17 protein-coding genes are annotated in these 18,940 nt (G+C 67.9%); 9 read left to right on the plus strand and 8 right to left on the minus strand.

Annotated elements, in window-relative coordinates:
- The first annotated feature begins 320 nt into the window (after nt 1–320).
- Together ACWESM_RS31795 and ACWESM_RS31800 are read left to right on the plus strand one after the other, a co-directional pair.
- On the plus strand, nt 321–1,826 hold the full coding sequence (locus ACWESM_RS31795; RefSeq protein ID WP_397277859.1) for a flavin-containing monooxygenase: 1,506 nt from the start codon (nt 321–323) through the stop codon (nt 1,824–1,826).
- Nucleotides 1,827–1,987: 161 nt separating this feature from the next.
- Nucleotides 1,988–3,010, plus strand: coding sequence for an ABC transporter substrate-binding protein (locus tag ACWESM_RS31800; protein WP_452494919.1), 1,023 nt, complete (start codon nt 1,988–1,990; stop codon nt 3,008–3,010).
- Between the two features lie 74 nt (nt 3,011–3,084).
- On the opposite strand, the gene ACWESM_RS31805 is transcribed toward ACWESM_RS31800, so the two are convergent.
- Complete coding sequence (locus tag ACWESM_RS31805) at nt 3,085–4,317, minus strand: MFS transporter (RefSeq protein WP_355073919.1); 1,233 nt, start codon at nt 4,315–4,317, stop codon at nt 3,085–3,087.
- Nucleotides 4,318–4,475: 158 nt separating this feature from the next.
- Nucleotides 4,476–5,132 (minus strand): hypothetical protein, encoded by a 657-nt coding sequence (locus tag ACWESM_RS31810; RefSeq protein ID WP_355073917.1) that lies wholly within the window; start codon nt 5,130–5,132, stop codon nt 4,476–4,478.
- 18 nt (nt 5,133–5,150) lie between these two features.
- Here ACWESM_RS31810 and ACWESM_RS31815 point away from each other — a divergent pair, with 18 nt between their 5' ends.
- Nucleotides 5,151–5,405, plus strand: a complete 255-nt coding sequence (locus ACWESM_RS31815; RefSeq protein WP_452494921.1) for a hypothetical protein — start codon at nt 5,151–5,153, stop codon at nt 5,403–5,405.
- 25 nt (nt 5,406–5,430) lie between these two features.
- Here the strand turns inward: ACWESM_RS31815 and ACWESM_RS31820 are convergent, their stop codons facing one another.
- Entirely contained in the window at nt 5,431–8,226 is a 2,796-nt protein-coding gene (locus tag ACWESM_RS31820) for an ATP-binding protein (protein WP_452494923.1), read from the minus strand.
- Nucleotides 8,227–8,441: 215 nt separating this feature from the next.
- On the opposite strand from ACWESM_RS31820, the gene ACWESM_RS31825 reads away from it, so the two are divergent.
- Nucleotides 8,442–8,798, plus strand: coding sequence for a VOC family protein (locus tag ACWESM_RS31825; protein ID WP_356964301.1), 357 nt, complete (start codon nt 8,442–8,444; stop codon nt 8,796–8,798).
- Nucleotides 8,799–8,851: 53 nt separating this feature from the next.
- On the plus strand, nt 8,852–9,325 hold the full coding sequence (locus ACWESM_RS31830) for an iron chaperone (RefSeq protein ID WP_364426274.1): 474 nt from the start codon (nt 8,852–8,854) through the stop codon (nt 9,323–9,325).
- 11 nt (nt 9,326–9,336) lie between these two features.
- Here ACWESM_RS31830 and ACWESM_RS31835 read toward each other — a convergent pair whose 3' ends face one another.
- The 5 genes from ACWESM_RS31835 to ACWESM_RS31855 form a co-directional block, all read right to left on the minus strand.
- On the minus strand, nt 9,337–10,602 hold the full coding sequence (locus tag ACWESM_RS31835; protein ID WP_452494925.1) for a dihydrolipoamide acetyltransferase family protein: 1,266 nt from the start codon (nt 10,600–10,602) through the stop codon (nt 9,337–9,339).
- Between the two features lie 17 nt (nt 10,603–10,619).
- Entirely contained in the window at nt 10,620–11,603 is a 984-nt protein-coding gene (locus ACWESM_RS31840; protein ID WP_364426268.1) for an alpha-ketoacid dehydrogenase subunit beta, read from the minus strand.
- 19 nt (nt 11,604–11,622) lie between these two features.
- Complete coding sequence (gene pdhA / locus ACWESM_RS31845; protein WP_452494927.1) at nt 11,623–12,789, minus strand: pyruvate dehydrogenase (acetyl-transferring) E1 component subunit alpha; 1,167 nt, start codon at nt 12,787–12,789, stop codon at nt 11,623–11,625.
- 9 nt (nt 12,790–12,798) lie between these two features.
- Nucleotides 12,799–14,250: a dihydrolipoyl dehydrogenase gene (gene lpdA / locus ACWESM_RS31850; protein WP_452494929.1), complete on the minus strand. Its 1,452-nt coding sequence runs from the start codon at nt 14,248–14,250 to the stop codon at nt 12,799–12,801.
- A gap of 158 nt (nt 14,251–14,408) precedes the next feature.
- Nucleotides 14,409–15,605, minus strand: coding sequence for a PucR family transcriptional regulator (locus tag ACWESM_RS31855; RefSeq protein WP_452494931.1), 1,197 nt, complete (start codon nt 15,603–15,605; stop codon nt 14,409–14,411).
- A gap of 268 nt (nt 15,606–15,873) precedes the next feature.
- Here ACWESM_RS31855 and ACWESM_RS31860 point away from each other — a divergent pair, with 268 nt between their 5' ends.
- The 4 genes from ACWESM_RS31860 to ACWESM_RS31875 are packed head-to-tail and all read left to right on the plus strand — an operon-like array spanning nt 15,874 to nt 18,918.
- On the plus strand, nt 15,874–16,272 hold the full coding sequence (locus ACWESM_RS31860) for a TOBE domain-containing protein (protein ID WP_452494933.1): 399 nt from the start codon (nt 15,874–15,876) through the stop codon (nt 16,270–16,272).
- 11 nt (nt 16,273–16,283) lie between these two features.
- Complete coding sequence (gene modA, locus ACWESM_RS31865) at nt 16,284–17,063, plus strand: molybdate ABC transporter substrate-binding protein (protein WP_452494935.1); 780 nt, start codon at nt 16,284–16,286, stop codon at nt 17,061–17,063.
- A gap of 50 nt (nt 17,064–17,113) precedes the next feature.
- Entirely contained in the window at nt 17,114–17,872 is a 759-nt protein-coding gene (gene modB / locus ACWESM_RS31870; RefSeq protein WP_452494997.1) for a molybdate ABC transporter permease subunit, read from the plus strand.
- Entirely contained in the window at nt 17,869–18,918 is a 1,050-nt protein-coding gene (locus ACWESM_RS31875) for an ABC transporter ATP-binding protein (RefSeq protein ID WP_355073895.1), read from the plus strand. Before modB ends, ACWESM_RS31875 begins: the two co-directional genes overlap by 4 nt.
- Nucleotides 18,919–18,940 lie beyond the last annotated feature (22 nt).

An 18,940-nucleotide genomic window follows, 5' to 3' on the forward strand; every position in this document is an offset into this window, starting at 1 on the left:
CAACTCCCTTCCGGAGACCGCGGCCGAGCCACCGCGGTGACCAGCGCGCACGCGAAGCGACCCGAACCGGTGTCGCGGTCACAACGGCCCCGCGGCACCTTGGGTGGGACAGATCGGGCGGTGCGCCTTGTGGGCGCGCCGCAGTGATCCATGCTGGGCGCTCCGCCGGCTCAGGTCACGATTTGAAACCAGGCCGGTTTTTATTCCGGTCTCGGTACGTGTCACTATTCGTGACTAGACGTAACCACGAATAACACGTAATCTGGCCTCAGCACGCACCCTCAGGTGTGCGAGGCGGACCGGACGAAACGAGTACCTCAATGACGCGGCATGTCGACGTATTGATCATCGGCGCTGGGCTGTCCGGAATCGGCATGGCCTGCCATCTCACCAAAGAGCAGACGGGACGCAGTTACGCGATCCTGGAACGCAGGACCGCCATCGGCGGCACCTGGGATCTGTTCCGTTACCCCGGCATCCGCTCCGATTCCGACATGTACACCTTCGGCTACGGCTTCCGCCCGTGGAACGGCACCAAGGTCCTCGCAGACGGCCCGCACATCCGCCACTACATCGAGGAGACGGCGGCCGAGTACGGCGTCACCGAGCACATCCGGTTCGGCCGCAAGGTCACCACGGCCCGCTGGTCGAGCGAGACGGCCACCTGGACGGTCGAGGCGCTCGACGAGCAGACCGGCGAGACCGAGATCCACACCAGCGACTTCCTGGTCGGCTGCACCGGCTACTACGACTACGACAACGGCTACCGTCCGCAGTTTCCCGGTGAGGAGAACTTCGGTGGGCGCATCGTGCATCCCCAGCACTGGCCGGAAGACCTCGACTACGCAGGCAAGAGGGTGGTGGTGATCGGCTCCGGCGCCACCGCGATCACTCTGATCCCGGCCATGAGCGACGCGGCGGCGCACGTCACCATGCTGCAACGCTCGCCGACGTACATCACCGCGCTGCCCGCCGACGACCCGGTCGCGGTGGGGATGAAAGCCGCCAAGGTGCCGGAGAAGCTGGCCTACCGGATCGGCCGGGCCCGCAATATCGCCTTGCAGCGCGCGAGCTTCCAACTCTCCCGCACCAACCCGGAGGCGGCGAAGAAGCTCCTGCTGGCCGCCGTGCGCATGCAGGTCGGCCCCGGCATCGACATGCGCCATTTCACGCCGAACTACAACCCGTGGGACCAGCGGCTGTGCGTGGTTCCCAACGGTGACCTGTTCAAGGTGTTGCGCAGCGGCAAGGCCTCCATCGTCACCGACCGCATCGAGACCTTCACCGAGACCGGCATCCGCTTGGCCTCCGGCGAGGAACTGCCCGCCGATCTGGTCATCAGCGCCACCGGCCTGAGCGTGCAGATGCTGGGCGGCATGACCCTGGAGATCGACGGCGAGCCGGTGGTGACCCGGGACCGGGTGGTCTACAAGGGGGCCATGCTCGACAGCGTGCCGAACGCGATGATGGTGCTCGGCTACACCAACGCGTCCTGGACGTTGAAAGCGGACCTGGCGGCCGAGTACTTCTGCCGGGTGCTCAACCACATGAGGAAGAACGGTTTCACCCGGGTCGAGGCCGTCGCCACCGAGCGCGACCGAGGCGCCGACTCGGTGATGGGCGGGGCACTGACCTCCGGCTACATCCAGCGCGGCGACGCGGTGATGCCGCGGCAGGGCACCAATGGCCCGTGGCAGGTGATCAACAACTACTTCCGCGATCGCAAGCTGCTGCGCAAGGGCGCGCTCGAAGACGGGGTGCTGACCTTCAGGCGGACCGAGAAGTCGACCGCCACACGGCCGCTGGAAGGTACGCGCAGCGCCTGATCGCGGGGCGTCGCACCGCGGCGGGCACGACGATGTGCCTGCCGCGAGCGCGTGTCGTTTTCGAATCGCGCCGAAGACAACCCTGGACACGAAATAGCGCATGCTCAACGATCGCTGCACTGCGACGCGATGGCGCGTCGGCGGATGTATCGAGGGAGAGTATGAGCGTGATAACGCGCAGCAAGTTTCTGATAGGCGCGGTAGTCGCCACAACTCTGGCATTGCTTTCGACCGCATGCGGTGGCGGGGAGGTCCGCACCTCCGGCGGTGTGCCGGTCCTGCGGTATCAAGGCTGGGCCTCGCAAGTCGTCATTCCCGAACTCGCGGAGGATCTGGGCTTCTTCGACGGCAAAGTGAAGCTCGAATGGCAGGGCAATACCATCAGCGGTCCGCAGGACATCCAATCGGCGGCGACCGGTCAGGTCGATTTCGGCGGCGCGTTCGGCGGCGCGGTCGCGAAACTGGCGCAGGGCGGTGCGCCGATCACAGCGGTGGTGAACTACTACGGATCCGATGCGAAGACGTTCACCGGATTCTATGTTCCCGAGAACAGTCCGATCAGAACTCCGAAGGATCTGCTGGACAAGAAGATCGGGGTGAACACCCTGGGTGGTCAGTCCGAGGCGGACATCCACACCGCGCTGAAGAAGGTCGGTTTCACCGAGCAGCAGATCAAATCGGTTCAGCTGGTGGTGTTGCCCCCGCCGAATACCGAGGACGCCGTGCGGCGCGGCCAGGTCGACGTGGCCGCTCTGAGCGGACAATTCCAGCAGCGCGCGATCGCCAATGGCGGCCTTCGTCCGGTCTTCACCGACTACGAGGAGTTCGGTCCCTTCAACGGCGGCCAGTACGTGTTCCGCAACGACTTCATCGCCAAGAACCCCGACAGTGTCCGGGCATTCGTCGACGGGGTCGCCAAGGCGATCGAATGGCAGAAGACGACTCCTCGTGACCAGGTGGTCGCGAAGTTCACCGAAATCATCGAGAAGCGAAAGCATTCGGGGGAGGACGCCTCGTCGGTGAAGTACTGGCTTTCGGTCGGAGTGCCTGCCGTCAACGGCGTGATCGTCGATGCCGACTTCGTGCGCTGGGAGGATTGGTTGCGGGATACCGGCGCCATCACCGGTTCGTTCGAGCCGTCGAAGTTCTACACCAACAAGTACAACTCGCAGGCTCCGAAGTAATGCATGCGACGGATCGGGCGTCGTTGCGCGCGAGCCCGATCCGTCTTCCTCATTTGGTCGGCTGAGAACGGTAACTACGGCTGAACTGCGCGATAGCTCGGTTTGGGCCAAGGGATGTACACCGGAATGTATCGCGCCATCACCCCGGCGCCGAGGGCCGACACGCCTCCGATGGCGAGGACCGCCACGGCCAGCGGACCGATCGCCGCCAATCCGCTGATCACCAACGGGCCCACGAAGAAACCGCCGTCGTGGGTGAGCCGCCACGCGGCGAGGAACTCGGCACGGCTTGCGGCGGGCGCGATATCGGCGCCGATGGTCATGATGACACCGTTGCCGATGCCGTTGCCGATTCCCATGACGATCGCAGCGATGCCGAGTGTGAGCGCCGAATCGGTCAGCGGCACCGACAAATACGCGACGGCCAGGATAACCAACGACGGCACGGCGATGAATCTCCTGCCGTACCGGTCCATCAAATGGCCTGCGGGATAGGCGCACAGTACATCGAGGCCCGCCCCGATGCCGAAAATCAGGCTCGCGGTAGCAGCGTCGACGCCGAGATGATCGGCCCAGAGCGGCAGTACGGCTTCCCGTGACGAACGCGCCGCACCCATCAACAACGACCCGGCGCCCAGCGTCAGTAACAGCGCGCGATGTGCTCGCGTGATCTCGACTAGGGACAGCGGCGGTTTCGGTATCGCTCCGGCGGCCGAGGTCTGCGGGTCCGGCAGCCGGGCCATCAGCCATCCGGCGATCGCGATGGCGATCAACTGGACGACGAATCCGCCGCGCGTGCCGAGGCCGGTGATAGCGGCCGCGCCGAGAAACGGTCCGGCGAAGAATCCCAGTCGCATGGCTCCGCCGAATAACGACATCGCCCGCGCTCGGCGTTCGAACGGCACCACTTCCGACAGATAGCTCATTCGAGCCAATCCCCATACCGCATTGGACAGTCCGACGATTATCAGCCCTGCACCCAGAATCGGCACCGCCGGTGCGAACAAGCACAACAGCACGCCGATCGAACCCGCCGTACTCGCGGCGATGATGGAGATCCGCTCACCGAGCCGGGCGACGACCTGGCCCGCGGGAATGTCGCCGAGTATCTGCCCGAGGCCGACCAGGGCGACGGTCAGACCAGCGACGGCGGCCGACGCGCCCAGGTCGAGCGCCGTGAGTGCCATGACGGGCGCCGCGGCTCCCATGCCGATCCCGTACGCCGCCGCGGGTACGTAAACGGTGAACAACAATGGCCGAAGTGAGGGAAGTTCGACCGACGATCCGTCCTGCCGGTAGGTGGTCATGCGACAACTCGAATATGCGCCGGTAAGTAATGCGCCCTGCACAGATAGGATGATGGGACCATATGGCCCCACGGTACGGATGTTCTTATCCGCTCCATATTGTGAAAATCGAGGTGATTTTTACTTCGGGACCGCCGGGTCCCGCTCTCGTGTTCGCGTCAGGAATCCGTGCGAGCCGGTGTCCGTACGGCTATTTCGCCGCTCAATGCGTAGTCGCCGGACAGTTGCAGTCGGTCTCCGCTCCAGAATCGGCCCGGGTCGTACCAGTCGGGGCTGCGGCGCTCGGGCAGCAGCCCCATCGCTTGGTATGTGGCGGCGACGATTTCGGCACAGTACGCGTTCTCCAGCTCGCGGGCGGTCGATCCACTCGTCTTCCTGCGGGGCAGACGCGCACGACCGCGGAGCCAGCGCCCCGCCAAGCCCGCGGTGGAGGGGAACGGAGTGCCGTCGAGCCGGGCGATGGCGCGCAGCGCGCCGTCCTCCATGGCGCGGGTGGCGGGAGGGTTCAACTGGCGCAACCATGCCTGCTGACCGTAGCGGTGTGCCCAGACCAGAACGGCATCGCGCAGATTGTGCAACTGGGCGCCACGGTGCGCGGTCCCCGACCACATGTCGGTCAGTGATCGTCCGAGCTCCGCGTGCCAGATCAGCGCGGGCAGGTCGTCGATCACGACGGACATCCCGACATGGTTCACCGGACTGTTCGTCGTCATGCGAATCACCCGGTCGGCTGTGGAATGGCCACGGAAAAGCCAGATGTCACCCGTCCTGGTGACCTCGACCGCTCGGTCGAGATCGATGCCCGTCCCCGTCATGGTCGTAGCCTATGCGGTATGAGGTGGTGGAAGGCAGTGGGATTGGCGGGTGTGGCCGGTGTGGTTGCCACCGGTGTCGTGGTGGTGCGCGCCGAGCGCCGCCGCCGTGCCTACACCCCGGACCAGGTGCGCGAACAACTGCACGCGCGATTGGCCCAGGCGGCGTCGGCCGCGGCGGACGCTGAAACCGCCCGTGCGCAGCCGCAACCCGCGCCGAGTCTCGGCGAGCGCGTCCGGCGATTGTTCCGTCGTTCGTCGGGACGCGGGAAGTAAGCGCGAGCCAAGCGCAGACGGCGGTTCACAAAGTGATAGGCGCCATTGGGGCGAGGCCGAGTTCGGCGAGCGCGGCCGCGCCGCGTGCGGCGTGCTCGCCACCGGCGAGCACCGCGGTCCGCGCCGACTGGTAACGGCAACCGGCGGCGTCGAACGCGGCCGCCGTGGCGAGCAGCCGCTGCCGGTCACCGGCGTGCAATGCCGCGGCGCGCTCGACGATGGCACCGGCGATGGGGTTTCCGGCGACGATGGTCCTGGCCTCGGCGAGGCGATCGGCGGCATCGGGGGCCTTGGCGAGCACGGCGGCTTCAGCCCGCAGCGCCACATACCAGTGCAGCCAGATCCAGGTGACCCATCTCCATACCTCGCCGGGATCGGCTGCCATCCGTTCCAACGCCGCGCTCACCTGCCCGCGGTGGAGCATGGCGAGTGCGTCGAAGACCGCGCCATAGCCGTGGATATGCGCTGGTGGCGTGCCGAGTCGGGCTACGACGGCGTCCCATTCGGCCCGAGCGTCATGGTCGCCGCGTAGGTCGTGGATCATCGCCACGCCGGCTACCGCCGGACCGAGGACCGACTTGACGGGGTTGCCGACCCGATGCCACGACTCGAGGAATCGGACGCTGTTGGTGCGTACCTCCTCGACATTGCCCGCCAACGCGTCGGTCACCAGCAGCCAGCTCGTCGCGCGATGTCCGACCTCGGCGAGCAGCGGATGATCCGCGAGCTGCTGGGCCCACCGGCGGGCGCCCAGCAGATCACCCGCGCCGAGTTCGGCCTCGGCGGCCTCGCCGAGCGCGTCGATCAGCTCATGGGTACCGGCTGGGGTATGCGGAGCGGAGTTCAACAACACCATTCGGCTACGCGCAACGGCCGCTGCGGCGAAGGTGTCACCGGCCATGCTGTGCGCCCCGGCGAGTGTGTCGAGCGCAGCGGACTCCGCGAGCGGATCAGCCGTGTGCCTGGCGAGTTCGACGGCACGTTCGGCGCGCGCGACGGTCTCGGACACAAGGTCGGATGAGTGCAGGCCGGTGAGGGCATCGGTGAGCGCTCGTCCGGCTTCGGCCAGCGCCACGGCGGCCTGGGCGGGCGGGTCGACACCGGCGAGCTGCCGCGCCTCGGTGATGAGCGCGATGGCTTCCTCCGGTGCCAGGGGCCGGACGAACTTACTCGCGAACCGGTAGCCGTTGGCAGCGGCGGTCGCCAGGTCGCGGGCGGCGCCGGCGGAGTCGCCGGACCTGAGGGCCGCCTCCGCGGCCGCGCGGTGCAGGCGGTGCATATCGTCGCCCCGCATCTGACCTCCGGCCGCGGCAGCGGCATGGCGCAGCATCGAGGCGGCGGCGGACGGGTCGTCGGCGAGCGCGGCCGCCTGCTCGTAGCGCATCTGGGACTCACCGATCAGATTTCGGGTGAAGCACAGTCGCGCCAGATGCTGGGCGAACCGGAAGGCATCCGCGCGGTGCTCCGGCTGATCGTTCGCCCACGTCATCGCGGCGCGGAAGTCGTCGGCCACCGCGTCGAATCGTGCCCGCCAGTCCGCTTTCACCACCGTCAGCTCGGCGGCCTCGGCCAGGCACCAGCGGAGGTGCCCCGCACGGGTGCCTGCCAGTTCACCGGCCTGCGTGAGCTGCTCCGTCCCGTACTGGCGGATGGTTTCCAGCGCCCGGTATCCGGTCCCACTCGGGTATGCCGTCACCGCGAGCAGGCTCTGCTCGGCGAGTCGGGCCAGTCCGTCTGCGACAACGGCTTTCTCGGACGCCGCTACCTGCGCCGCCGCCTCGACGGTGAACGCGCCCATGAAGACCGACACCCGGCGCAGTAGCACTCGATCGTCCGGCTCCAGCAAGGCGTGGCTCCAGTCCAGCGCTGCCCGGACCGACCGGTGCCGGTCCTCGGCGCGCGGTCCCCCGGCGAGCATCCGGAGCTGGTCCGACAGTCCGGCTTCGAGACCATCCAGCCCGAGCGTCGTCCAGCGTGCGGCAGCCAACTCGATCGCCAGCGCCACACCATCGAGTCGCTCGCAGAAGGTGGCGACCTGGTCGCGAAGGGCGTGATTCGGCGGCCAGCCGCCGGCCGCCGCGCGGTCCATGAACAGCCGGACCGCATCCGAGTCGCCATCGCCGGCCAAGGACATCGGCGCGACCGTGTACACCCGCTCGAACGGCACCATCAGCCGGGCCCGGCTGGTCGCCAGCACCGTCAATCGCGGACATGTCGCGAGCAGTCGTTCGATGAACGGCGCCACCCCGTCGCGCACATGCTCGCAGTTGTCCAGCACCAGTAAGGCGTGCCGGTCGGCCAGCGCGGTGAGCACAGACTCGTCCATGCCGCGGCCGGGCTGCTCGCCGAGGCCGAGCGCGAGGGCGACCGTACCGGCGATCACGCCGGTGTCCGCGCTGGTGACCGGCACCAGGTCGACGAACCACACCCCGTCGGTGTACGCAGCGGCCATCTCCGCCGCGACGGCCAGCGCAAGCCGGGTCTTGCCCACTCCGCCGGGACCGACCGCGGTCACCTGCCGGTATTCGCCGATCATCGCGGTCAGTTCCGCGCGCTCCCGGCCGCGGCCGATGAAGGAAGTCAGCGGCCTCGGCAGGACCGGCGCCGGGTGCGGCCGGTCGTCGCGTACCGAAGCGGACGCGCGCTGGGCCAGTGCCCGCCGATCGGGCACCTCCAGCTTGCGCAGCAGTGAGGAGACGTGGCTTTCCACGGTGCGCACGGAGATGAACAGCTTCGCCCCGATCTCGGCGTTACTGAGATGTTCCCCCACCAGCGCCAGCACCTCGGCTTCCCGAGCCGAGATCTCCACCGTCGCCACCATGGCACCGATTCTGCCGTATCCCTTCGCCCTCATACTTCTCGGTCTGTTCCCGGTTGCGGGTTGCCGCCGTAGTCGATCGGTGGCCCGATCAGTGGACGGTTCCGTGGTCGCCACGGATGTGGGTCGGAGTCGCCGGGAGAGATGCTGTGAGCACGCCCGGTTCGCCCGACAGATGGCACACCGGGACAACGTGACCGACGAGTTCAGGAGTGATCATGACCAGCTCTCCCACCCAGGGAATCAAGACCGTGCTGCATCCCGTGTCCGACCTGGCGGCAGCCAAGGCGCTGTTCACCGCTTTGCTCGGCACGGCGCCGCAGACCGACTCGCCTTACTACGTCGGCTTCGAGGCCGAGGGCCAGCACATCGGGCTGGTGCCGAACGGCGGACCGCAGGGAATGACCGCACCGGTGGCCTACTGGCACGTGCCGGACATCGAGGCGAAGCTGGCGGAAGTGACCGCCGCGGGCGCCACTGTAGCGGAGTCCGCCCACGATGTCGGCGGCGGCCGCCTGGTGGCCACCGTCACCGACGTCGACGGCCACGTCCTCGGGCTGATCCAGGACCGATGAGCGCCCGAACCACCATCGAAATCACCCCTGTCCGAGACGAAGGAGACACACTCATGACCGCGCAGAAGTCCGCCACCCGCACCAACGCCAAGACCAAGACCGCGGTGGGATTCACCGACGAGGAACGCGCCGCGATGAAGGAGCACGCCCAAGAGTTGAAGACGGCCGCGCGCCGCGGCTCGCGCGCGACGAAGGCGGACGGGGAGAAGGACGTGCTCGAGAAGATCGCCGGAATGGCCGAATCCGATCGCGTCATGGCCGAGCGGGTGCACGCCGTCGTCCGAGCCAGCGCTCCGGATCTGTCGCCGAAGCTGTGGTACGGCATGCCCGCCTACGCCAAGGACGGCAAGGTCGTGTGCTTCTTCCAGAGCGCGGAAAAGTTCAAATCGCGTTACGCGACTCTCGGTTTCAGCGATATCGCCACCCTCGACGACGGCGCCATGTGGCCGACGTACTTCGCGCTGACGAAGGTGTCCGCCGCCGAGGAGGCGAGGATCGGCGAACTGGTGCGGAAGGCGGTTGGCTGAGCGCCGAAGTGTCAGGTCACGATGCGGAGTGGATGTTCCAGCAGGTCCTTCAGCTGTTGCAGGAACTGTGCGGCCACGGCTCCGTCGATGGCGCGGTGGTCTGCGGACATGGTGACCCGCAGAATCTTGCGGGTCACCACTTCACCGTCGTCCAGACGCAGTTCGTCTGTGGCCGCGCCGACGGCCAGGATGGCGGCCTCCGGTGGGTTGATGACGGCGGTGAAGTGCTCGATGCCGAACATACCGAGGTTGGAGATGGTGAAAGTGCCGCCGCTCATCTCGTCGGTCCGCAACTTGCGCTCGCGGGCGCGTTCGGCTTTGTCCCTGCTCTCGGCGGCGATCTCGGACACGCTCTTGCGATCGGCGTCCCGCAGCACGGGAACGAGAAGGCCCGCGGGCGTCGCGACCGCCATACCGAGGTTGATGCCACGGTGCCGCAACAATTTGTCGCCTGCGAAGGAGACATTGACCGCAGGGTTGTTCCGCAGCGTCACGGCGACGGCCTTGAGCAGCAGATCGTTGACGCTGACCTTCACACCTGTCTGCGCCAGCGTGGCGTTGACCTGTGCGCGGAAGTCGAAGAGGTCGGTCACATCGATCGCGTTGGTCAGATAGATGTGCGGAGCTTGTTGTTTGCTCTCGGTGAGCCGCGTGGCCGAGACACGCTGGATGGTGGTCAGCGGAATTTCCTCGTAGTCGCCTGCGGCCGGAGCGGAAACCTCGCTCGGGGGAGCGGGGACGACCTTCCGCGGCGGATCGAGTTCGGCTGCACGATGGGCGGATTCGACATCCTGCCGGATGATGCGCCCACCGGGGCCGGTGCCGACGACGGTGGTGATGTCGACGCCGAGTTCGTCGGCGATCTTGCGCGCCAGCGGCGACGTCTTCTTTCGCCGCACCGTTGCGCGGGAGTCGACGGTGGGTTCGGTCACCGTGACAGCCGGAACCGGGCGAGTGTCCGGCTCCGCACCGTGTCCGGCAGGAGCTTGCTCCTCGGCGGGGGCGGGCGTACCCCCGTTCGGGCCGCTCGCGGTAGTTCCGCTGCCGTCGCCGATGACGCCGATGGGTGTTCCGATCGGCACCCGCGCGCCCTCACCGGCGAGGATTTGCTCGAGCACGCCGCTGTCGTACGCCTCGAGCTCCATGAGAGCTTTGTCGGTTTCGATCTCGGCGAGGATTTCGCCTTGTTCGACCGGATCGCCCACCTGCTTGAGCCAGGAGACGACGACGCCTTCCTCCATGGTGTCGGAGAGGCGGGGCATGGTGATTTCGGGCATGAATGTCCTCTGGTCTTTCAGCGTCGCTTGCCCACTGCCGCAAGGGTTTCCACTGCGGCGGTGTACAGCGAATCGGCCGACGGCAGGGCGAGTCGTTCGAGCGGCTTGGCATAGGGCAGCGGCACCTCGGCCATGGCCACCCGGCGGACCGGGGCGTCGAGGTAGTCGAAGGCGCCGTCGGAGATGGAGGCCGCGACCTCTGCGCCGATGCCGTAGGTGAGCCAGTCGTCTTCGCCGATGACGGCGCAGCCGGTCTTACGGACGGACTCGATCAGGGTGGCGCGGTCCAGCGGACGAAGGCTGCGCAGGTCGATGACCTCTGCCGAGAAACCGTCGGCGGCGAGTCGTTCGGCGACCTCGGAGCAGATCGTCGCCATTCGCGAGTACCCGATCAGCGTGATGTCGGAGCCGGTTCTCGTGACCGCGGCCTTGCCGATCTGGACGCTCGGAAGATATTCCGGCACTTCGCCTTTGGTGTTGTACAGCGACAGGTTCTCCAGGAACAACACTGGATCGTCGTCTTCGATGGCGGCTTTCAGCAGCGCACGCGCGTCGGCCGGAGTGCTCGGCGCGACCACCTTCAAGCCCGGCACGAAGGCGTAGTACAACTCCACGTTCTGCGAATGCGTCGCGCCCAGTTGCTGCCCGCCGCCGCCCGGGGTGCGGATGACCATGGGCACGCTGGTCTGGCCGCCGAACATGCCGTAGATCTTCGCGGCGTGGTTGACGATCTGATCCAGCGCCAGCAGCGAGAAATTGATCGTCATGATCTCGACGACCGGGCGCAGTCCGAGCATGGCGGCGCCGATGGCGGCGCCGACGAAACCCTCCTCGGCGATGGGAGTGTCGCGCACCCGCTTCTCGCCGAATTCGGCCAGCAGTCCCGCGGTGATCTTGTAGGAGCCTTCGAAGATGCCGATCTCCTCCCCGATGAGGAAGACATCGTCGTCGCGCCGCATCTCCTCGCGGAGGGTCTCGCGCAGCGCTTCACGATAGGTCATGACAGCCACGGTGATGTCCTTAATGGGTGAAGAGCGGATCGGCGGGCAGGCGATGCGAATCGCCCGCCACAGGGGTCGCGTAGTTGTAGTCGAACAGGCTCGACGGCTCCGGATGGGGGCTTGTGTCGGCGAATTCGACCGCAGCGGCGACCGCGGCCGTCACCTCCGCTTCGAGCGCGGCCACGGACCGATCGTCCAGCACACCGGCGGCGAGCAGCGCGTCGCGCCAGCGCACGATGGGATCGTTGCCGCGGGCGATCGAGACGGCCTCTTCGGTACGGTATTTCGCCGGGTCGACCACGGAGTGGCCTTTGAGGCGGTGACTGACCGCCTCGAGCAGCGCGGGTTTCTTCTCGCGCCGAGCTGTTTCGATCAACTCACCGGCCACATCGCGGACGGCGAGCACATCGGTGCCGTCGACACGCTCCCCGCGCATGCGGTAGGCGGCGGCGCGCTTCCACAGATCCGGCTCGGCGGAGGACCGCTCGACCGTGGTGCCCATGCCGGTCTGGTTGTTGATCACCAGGAACACCACCGGCAGGTTCCACAGGGCCGCGATGTTGAGCGACTCGTGGAACGCACCGATGTTCGTCGTGCCCTCACCCATCTGGCACACCACCACGTCGTCCTCGCCGCGGTAGTCGATGGCCAGCGCCGCGCCGACGGCCAGCGGAACCTGGCCGCCGACGATGGCGTAACCGCCCAGCATGCGAGTCGCGGTGTCGTACATGTGCATGGAACCGCCCCAGCCCTTGGAGGTGCCGGTGGAGCGGCCGTACAGTTCCGCCATGACGCGGCCGGGCTCGATGCCTTTGGCGAGCGCGTATCCGTGCTCGCGGTAGTTGGTGAACAGATAGTCGGTCGGGCGCATGGCCGCGCCGAGACCGATCACGGTGGCTTCCTCGCCCAGGTTGAGATGGCAGTAGCCGCCGATCTTCGCCTGCTGATAGCTCTGGGCGGTGCGCTCCTCGAACCGGCGCACGAACAGCATGTCGCGGTACAGGCCGCGCAGGCTGTCGGGATCCTCCGCGGCGATGCGCGCGTCGGCCGGAACGGAGTCGTCCTGCGTCCGTGCGGGTTCGGCGGCGTCGCTCTTGCGCTCCTCGGTGACCGGCGCGGAGGTGTGTGCGGCCGTCGACCGAGCCGTCTTGCGACTCGGTTTGCGGGATGCGGTGCTGGTGGTCACGGGGGCTCCTCAACGCTTCCGGGGCGGGATGTGCACGGGCAGTCCGAGTCCGGCCATGGCCGCCTCCATGCCGATCTCGCCGAGAGTGGGGTGGGCGTGGATGGTGTCGGCGAGTTCGTCGAGGGTCGCCTCCAGCGCAATGGCCAAGGCGCCTTCGGTGATCAGGTCGCTGGCCGACGGGCCGATGATGTGCACCCCGAGCACTTCTCGATGACGCTGTCCGGCAACGATTTTGACGAAGCCATCGGTTTCGCCGAAGGTCTTCGCCCGGCCGAGTGCCGCGAAGGGGAATCGGGCGGTGACGACGTCGTGCCCGGCGGCGCGGGCCTTCGCCTCGGTGAGCCCGACGCTCGCGATCTCCGGGTGGGTGAAGGTGGCGGCCGGGATCGCGGTGTAGTCGATGTGCGCCGGATGGCCGGCGATCACGTCCGCGGCGGTGAGGCCCTGATGCGAGGCGACGTGTGCGAGCAGGGCACGCCCGGTGACGTCACCGATGGCGTAGACGTGTTCGACGCCGGTGCTCAGCCGTTCGTCGACGGGGATGAAGCCCCGCGGGTCGGTGTCGATTCCCGCGCGGTCCAGGCCGAGGTCGGCGGTGTTGGGACGGCGTCCGACGCCGACAAGTACCACGTCCGCGTCGAGTTCACCGGCGTGCTCGCCCGCAACGGTGACGCGCAGGGCATCGGTTCGCGCGATGGCTTCGACGGTCGAGCCGGTGAGCACGGTGATGCCGCGCTTGGTGAACGACCGTCCCAGGGCGGCGCCGACGTCGGCGTCCTCCAGCGGCACCAGGGTGTCCTGTAGCTCGACGACGGTGACCCGGCTGCCGAAACTCGCGAACAGGCTGGCCCATTCCGCGCCGACCGCGCTGCCGCCGATGACGACGAGGCGTTCGGGCACCGCGGTCAGCCCGAACGCGCCGTCGGAGGTGATGACGCCCGGCAGATCCGCGCCCGGAATCGGCAGCCGAGCGGGCACCGATCCGGTCGCGATGATCACGTCGCCCGCGCTGATCGTCCGGGTGGCGGTGGCTGTCGGAGCGGCGGCGTAGCGGGGGCCGCCGGGGAAGATCGGCGATTGTCCCGCCTCGAATACCTCGACGCTGGTCGGACCGGTGAAGCGGGCGTGTCCCTCGATCACCGTCACGCCGTTCGCGGCGAGCAGGCTCGCCACACCGTCGGTGAGTTGCTTGACGATGCCGTCCTTGCGCTGCCGCACCGCGGCGAAGTCATAGCGCACGTTGTCGGCGTATACGCCGAAATCAGCTGCGGCGGTGACGGTTTGGAAGATCTCGGCGGACCGCAGCATCGCCTTGGTCGGAATGCAGCCCCAATTGAGGCAGACGCCGCCCGGGCGCTCCTTCTCCACCAAGCCGACCCGCAGGCCGCGCTGGGCCGCGCGGATGGCGGCGACGTACCCGCCCGGGCCGCCGCCGACCACCAGTAGATCGAAATCCGGCACTCGTGGTGCTCCTCGTCCTCGATGATCCGATCCGCCTCCGGTTGTGGGGCGAATCATCGCTATCGAGTGTTGCCGTAGCGAAGTGCACAGACAATTGCCACGAAGCCCAGTAGTGCAATCGTCGGATTGGGCGCAGCGCCCAATCCGATGAGGTCGGATCAGGCTCTCTCCGCCGGCCGGTCGAGGTCGAGGGCGGCCAGGGCCAGCGACAGTTCCACATAGCTGCGCTGGCCTTCGAGCGGGCGGCCGAGCAAGGTCGAGACGCGATGGAGGCGGTTGATCACGGTATTGCGGTGGCAGTGCAGCCGTGTCGCCGCATGGGCCGCCGAGCAGTCGTGCGCCAACCATGCCGCGAGCGTGTCGAGCAAGGTCGTGCGCTCGGCGGCGGGCAGTGCGAGTACCGGACCGAGGGTGTGGGCGACCAGCATGTCGGTCACGTCGGTCGAGCGCAGCAACAGCGCATGTTGGAAGCGTTGGTGCAGCGGCACGAGTCCCGTCGCGTCCTCGGGCAAGGTTTGCAGGGTGAGCAGTGCCCAGCCGTGTGCGGTGCCGACCTGCGCCAGGCCGCCGACGGTCGGCGAGGCGCCTGCTCGTCCGCGAACGTGCGGTTCGATCCGTCGCAACACCGAGGCGACGTCGTGGCGCTCGACCGCTATCAGCCCGACCGTCGAGTCGACGCGATCGTGCCACACCGAACGAATGCCGACCGCAGCCAAGGCCACTTCGGTGCCGGTGTGCATCGCCTCGCCCGCACCGCAGGCGACGACGACGAGATAGTCGCTACCGGCCGGAAGGTTCAACTCACGCGCGGCGCGCGCGGCGAAGGTGGTGTCGTTGCCCCGGCCGGCGAGCAGGTCCTCGATCAGGGCGTGCCGACGGCGTTCGTCGCTGCGCAACTGCTCCAATTCGGTATTCCGGTAGGACGTGACCAGCGACGTGGACAGCCCGTCGATCACGGCCCACAACGCGGTGCCCGCCGCGCGGATCTCGCCGGGAGCGAGATCGTCCGCTCGGTCGAGCAGGACCTCCCAGACGATCCGGCCGCCGAGCCGGAACGTGCGCAACATGGCTTCCAGCGGCACGCCCTGCTCGGCACGGCGGCGGCCGATGGACGCGGCGACATCGTCGTCGAACGCGGTCGTCGGAGCACCCAACCGGTCGAGGATGCGGGTTACGTACCGGCGGCAGCCGTCGACCAGATCCGCGCGGGGTACCCGCGAATAATCGGTCCATTCGGGGTTTTCGGTGAAGATCTCCGAGATCAGCCGATCGGTCAGCGCGGGGATCTCCGCACGGCAGGCGGCCACCAATTCCTGCGTGCACGCGTCCGGATGCGCCTTCTTCGATATCGACATGTCGCTCGGGTTCCTTGTCGTCTGCCATGCGCCACGACTGCGCGAGCGGTGGCCTACCACGACCGTATAGCCGTCGGATTGCCGCATCGACAGGAACGCTCCACACCGACGGGTAGGTGCGCCGCACCGCGGCGCAGTCCGGCTTGTGAAGACATCGACAACGCCCTGCCGTCACGAGAAGCCGCCGGGCGCGGGCGAACGAGAGTACTCGAAGTAGCGGATCTGACCGAACTATCTTTACCGTGAATGCGGCAATAAACTGTCGCTTGTGTCGAATCTACGGATCAGTGAGGCAGCCGCGTTGCTGGGTGTCAGCGACGACACGGTGCGCCGATGGATCGATCAGGGCCGTCTGACCGCGATTCAGCTGGACAACGGCCGCAAGGGTGTCAGCGGCCGCGAGCTCGCCGAGTTCCTGCGCGCCACTGCCGAGGCGCCCGCACCCGGTGCGACGGTCGCGGCGTCGGCCCGCAACCGGATGCGCGGGATCGTGACCCGGGTGGTCAAGGACACGGTGATGGCGCAGGTGGAGATGCACGCCGGACCGTTCCGGCTGGTGTCGTTGCTGAGCCGGGAATCGGTGGACGAGCTCGGTCTGGAAGTCGGCAGCGTCGCTGTCGCATCGGTGAAGTCCACGCACGTCGTCGTGGAGATACCGGAAAGTTGACGAGGATGAGGATGATTCGCAAGTGGGGTGTCGCCACCGCGACGGTGCTGGCCGTGGTGACCGCGGCCGGCTGTGGTTCGGACGACACGACCGAACACACCGGCGCCGAGCATGTCTCGGGCACGGTGACCGTGTTCGCCGCCGCCTCGCTGACCGAGACGTTCACCGAACTCGGCAAACAGTTCGAGGCCGCGCACCCGGGCGTGAAGGTGATCTACAGCTTCGGCGCGAGTTCGGCGCTCGCCGAACAGATCAATCGAGGCGCACCGGCCGACGTGTTCGCCTCGGCGGCGCCGAAGAACATGCAGCAGCTCCGCGACAAGGGGGAAGTCACCGCCGCGCCGGTCACCTTCGTGCGCAACAGGCTCGAGATCGCGGTGCCCAAGGACAACCCGGGACACATCACCGGGTTGGCCGATTTCGGCAGAACCGAGCCCAAGCTCGCGCTGTGCGCGGAGCAGGTGCCTTGCGGCGCGGCGGCCAAGACGGTGTTCGAGACCGCGAACATCACTCCGCAACCCGATACCCGCGAGCAGGACGTGAAGGCGGTGCTGACCAAGGTGACGCTCGGCGAGGTCGACGCGGCGCTGGTATACCGCACCGACGTGAAGGCGGCGGGCGACAAGGTCGAGGGCATCGATTTCCCGGAGTCCGGCAAGGCGATCAACGACTACCCGGTAGCGCCGCTGGCGCACGCGCCGAACGCGGCCGCCGCGGCGGCGTTCGTCGACTTCGTGACCTCGGACAAGGCCGAGACGGTCTTCGCCGCGGCGGGATTCGACACGCCGTGATCGTGCCCTCGCGGCGGCGGGCGGTGCTCGGGCGGCGACCGGTCGCGCTGATGCTGCCCGCAGGCTGCGGGCTGGCGTTTCTCGTCGTACCGCTCATCGGGTTGCTGGCGCGAGCGCCGTGGGCGACCATGCCGGATCGGTTGTTCAGCGTCGAAGTCGGCCAGGCACTGCGGCTTTCGCTGGTGTGCGCGACCGCGGCCACGGCGATCTGCTTGGTCCTCGGCATTCCGCTGGCCTGGGTGCTGGCGCGCGCCGAACTGCCGGGGCACGGGCTGATCCGCGCCTTGGTCACCGTACCGCTCGTGCTGCCGCCGGTGGTCGGCGGTGTCGCACTGCTGCTGGTGCTGGGACGGCGCGGGCTGATCGGGCGGTATCTCTACGAATGGTTCGGTGTCTCACTGCCCTTCACCACCGCCGGGGTGATCGTGGCCGAGGCATTCGTGGCCATGCCTTTCCTGGTGATCTCCGTCGAAGGAGCGCTGCGGGCGGCCGATCCTCGCTTCGAGGAGGCGGCCGCCACGCTCGGCGCCACCCGCTGGTACACCTTCCGCCGGGTGACCCTGCCGTCGGTGTTGCCCGGAGTGGTCGCGGGCGCGGTGCTGTGCTGGGCCCGCGCGCTCGGTGAGTTCGGCGCCACCATCACCTTCGCCGGTAACTTCCCCGGCCGCACCACCACTATGCCGCTGGCGGTCTATCTCGCGCTGGAGACCGATCCGGACGCCGCGATCGTGCTCAGCCTCGTTCTGCTGGCCGTCTCGGTCACCGTGTTGGTCGCGTTGCGCGAACGGTGGATCCGGGGAGCGATATGAGCTTGGAGGCCGACCTACGGATCGACCGAGGGCATTTCGCGCTCGAACTGCCTCTCGCCGCCGCACCGGGCGAGGTGACCGCTCTGCTGGGACCGAACGGGGCGGGCAAGACCACTGCCCTGCGAGCCCTGTCGGGGCTGATCGCGCTGACGGGCGGGCACATCCGGCTGGACGGAACCACCTGGGACGCCCCACCGTCGGCGTTCGTGCCCGCCGAACGCCGACAGGTAGGCGTCGTGTTCCAGGACTACCTGTTGTTCGGGCATCTGTCGGCACTGGAGAATGTCGCATTCGGGCTGCGCGCCCGCGGATGTCGGCGTGCCGTCGCGCGGGAGCGGGCCACCGAATGGCTCGCGCGGGTCGGACTGGCCGATTACGCACTTCGCAAACCCCGGGCACTGTCCGGAGGACAGGCGCAACGGGTCGCCTTGGCCCGCGCGCTGGCCACCGAACCGCAGCTGTTGCTGCTCGACGAGCCACTCGCGGCACTCGACGCCGGTACCAGGGTCCAAGTGCGCTCGGACCTCGCCCACCATCTGCGCGACTACCCCGGCCACACCGTTCTGGTGACCCACGACCCTCTCGACGCCATGGTCCTCGCCGACCGGCTGATCATCCTCGAAGACGGCAAGATCGTCCAGCAAGGACCGCCCGCGCAGGTCGCGGCGAGACCACGCTCGGACTACGTGGCGACTTTGATGGGCCTCAACCTCTACCGCGGCACGGCTCGCGGCACGACTGTCGACCTGGACGGTGGCGGCAGCCTCACCATCGCCGAACCCGCGGAGGGGCGAGTCCATGTGGCCTTCGGCCCGAACGCGGTGGGCCTGCATCCGGAACAACCCGTCGGCAGCCCCCGCAACAGCTGGCCGGTCACGATCACCGGCATCGAGCAACACGCGCACATCACCCGGATTCGTCTCGACGGCGCGCCGCCCGTGCTCGCCGACATCACACCGGCCACCGTCGCCGAGCTGCGACTGCGTCCGGGCCAGCGGCTGTGGGCTGCGGTGAAGGCCACCGAAACTCGTTCCTACCCGGCATGATCCAGTGGCCGCGTCCAGCCGC

Source organism: Nocardia sp. NPDC003999 (genome assembly GCF_053604885.1).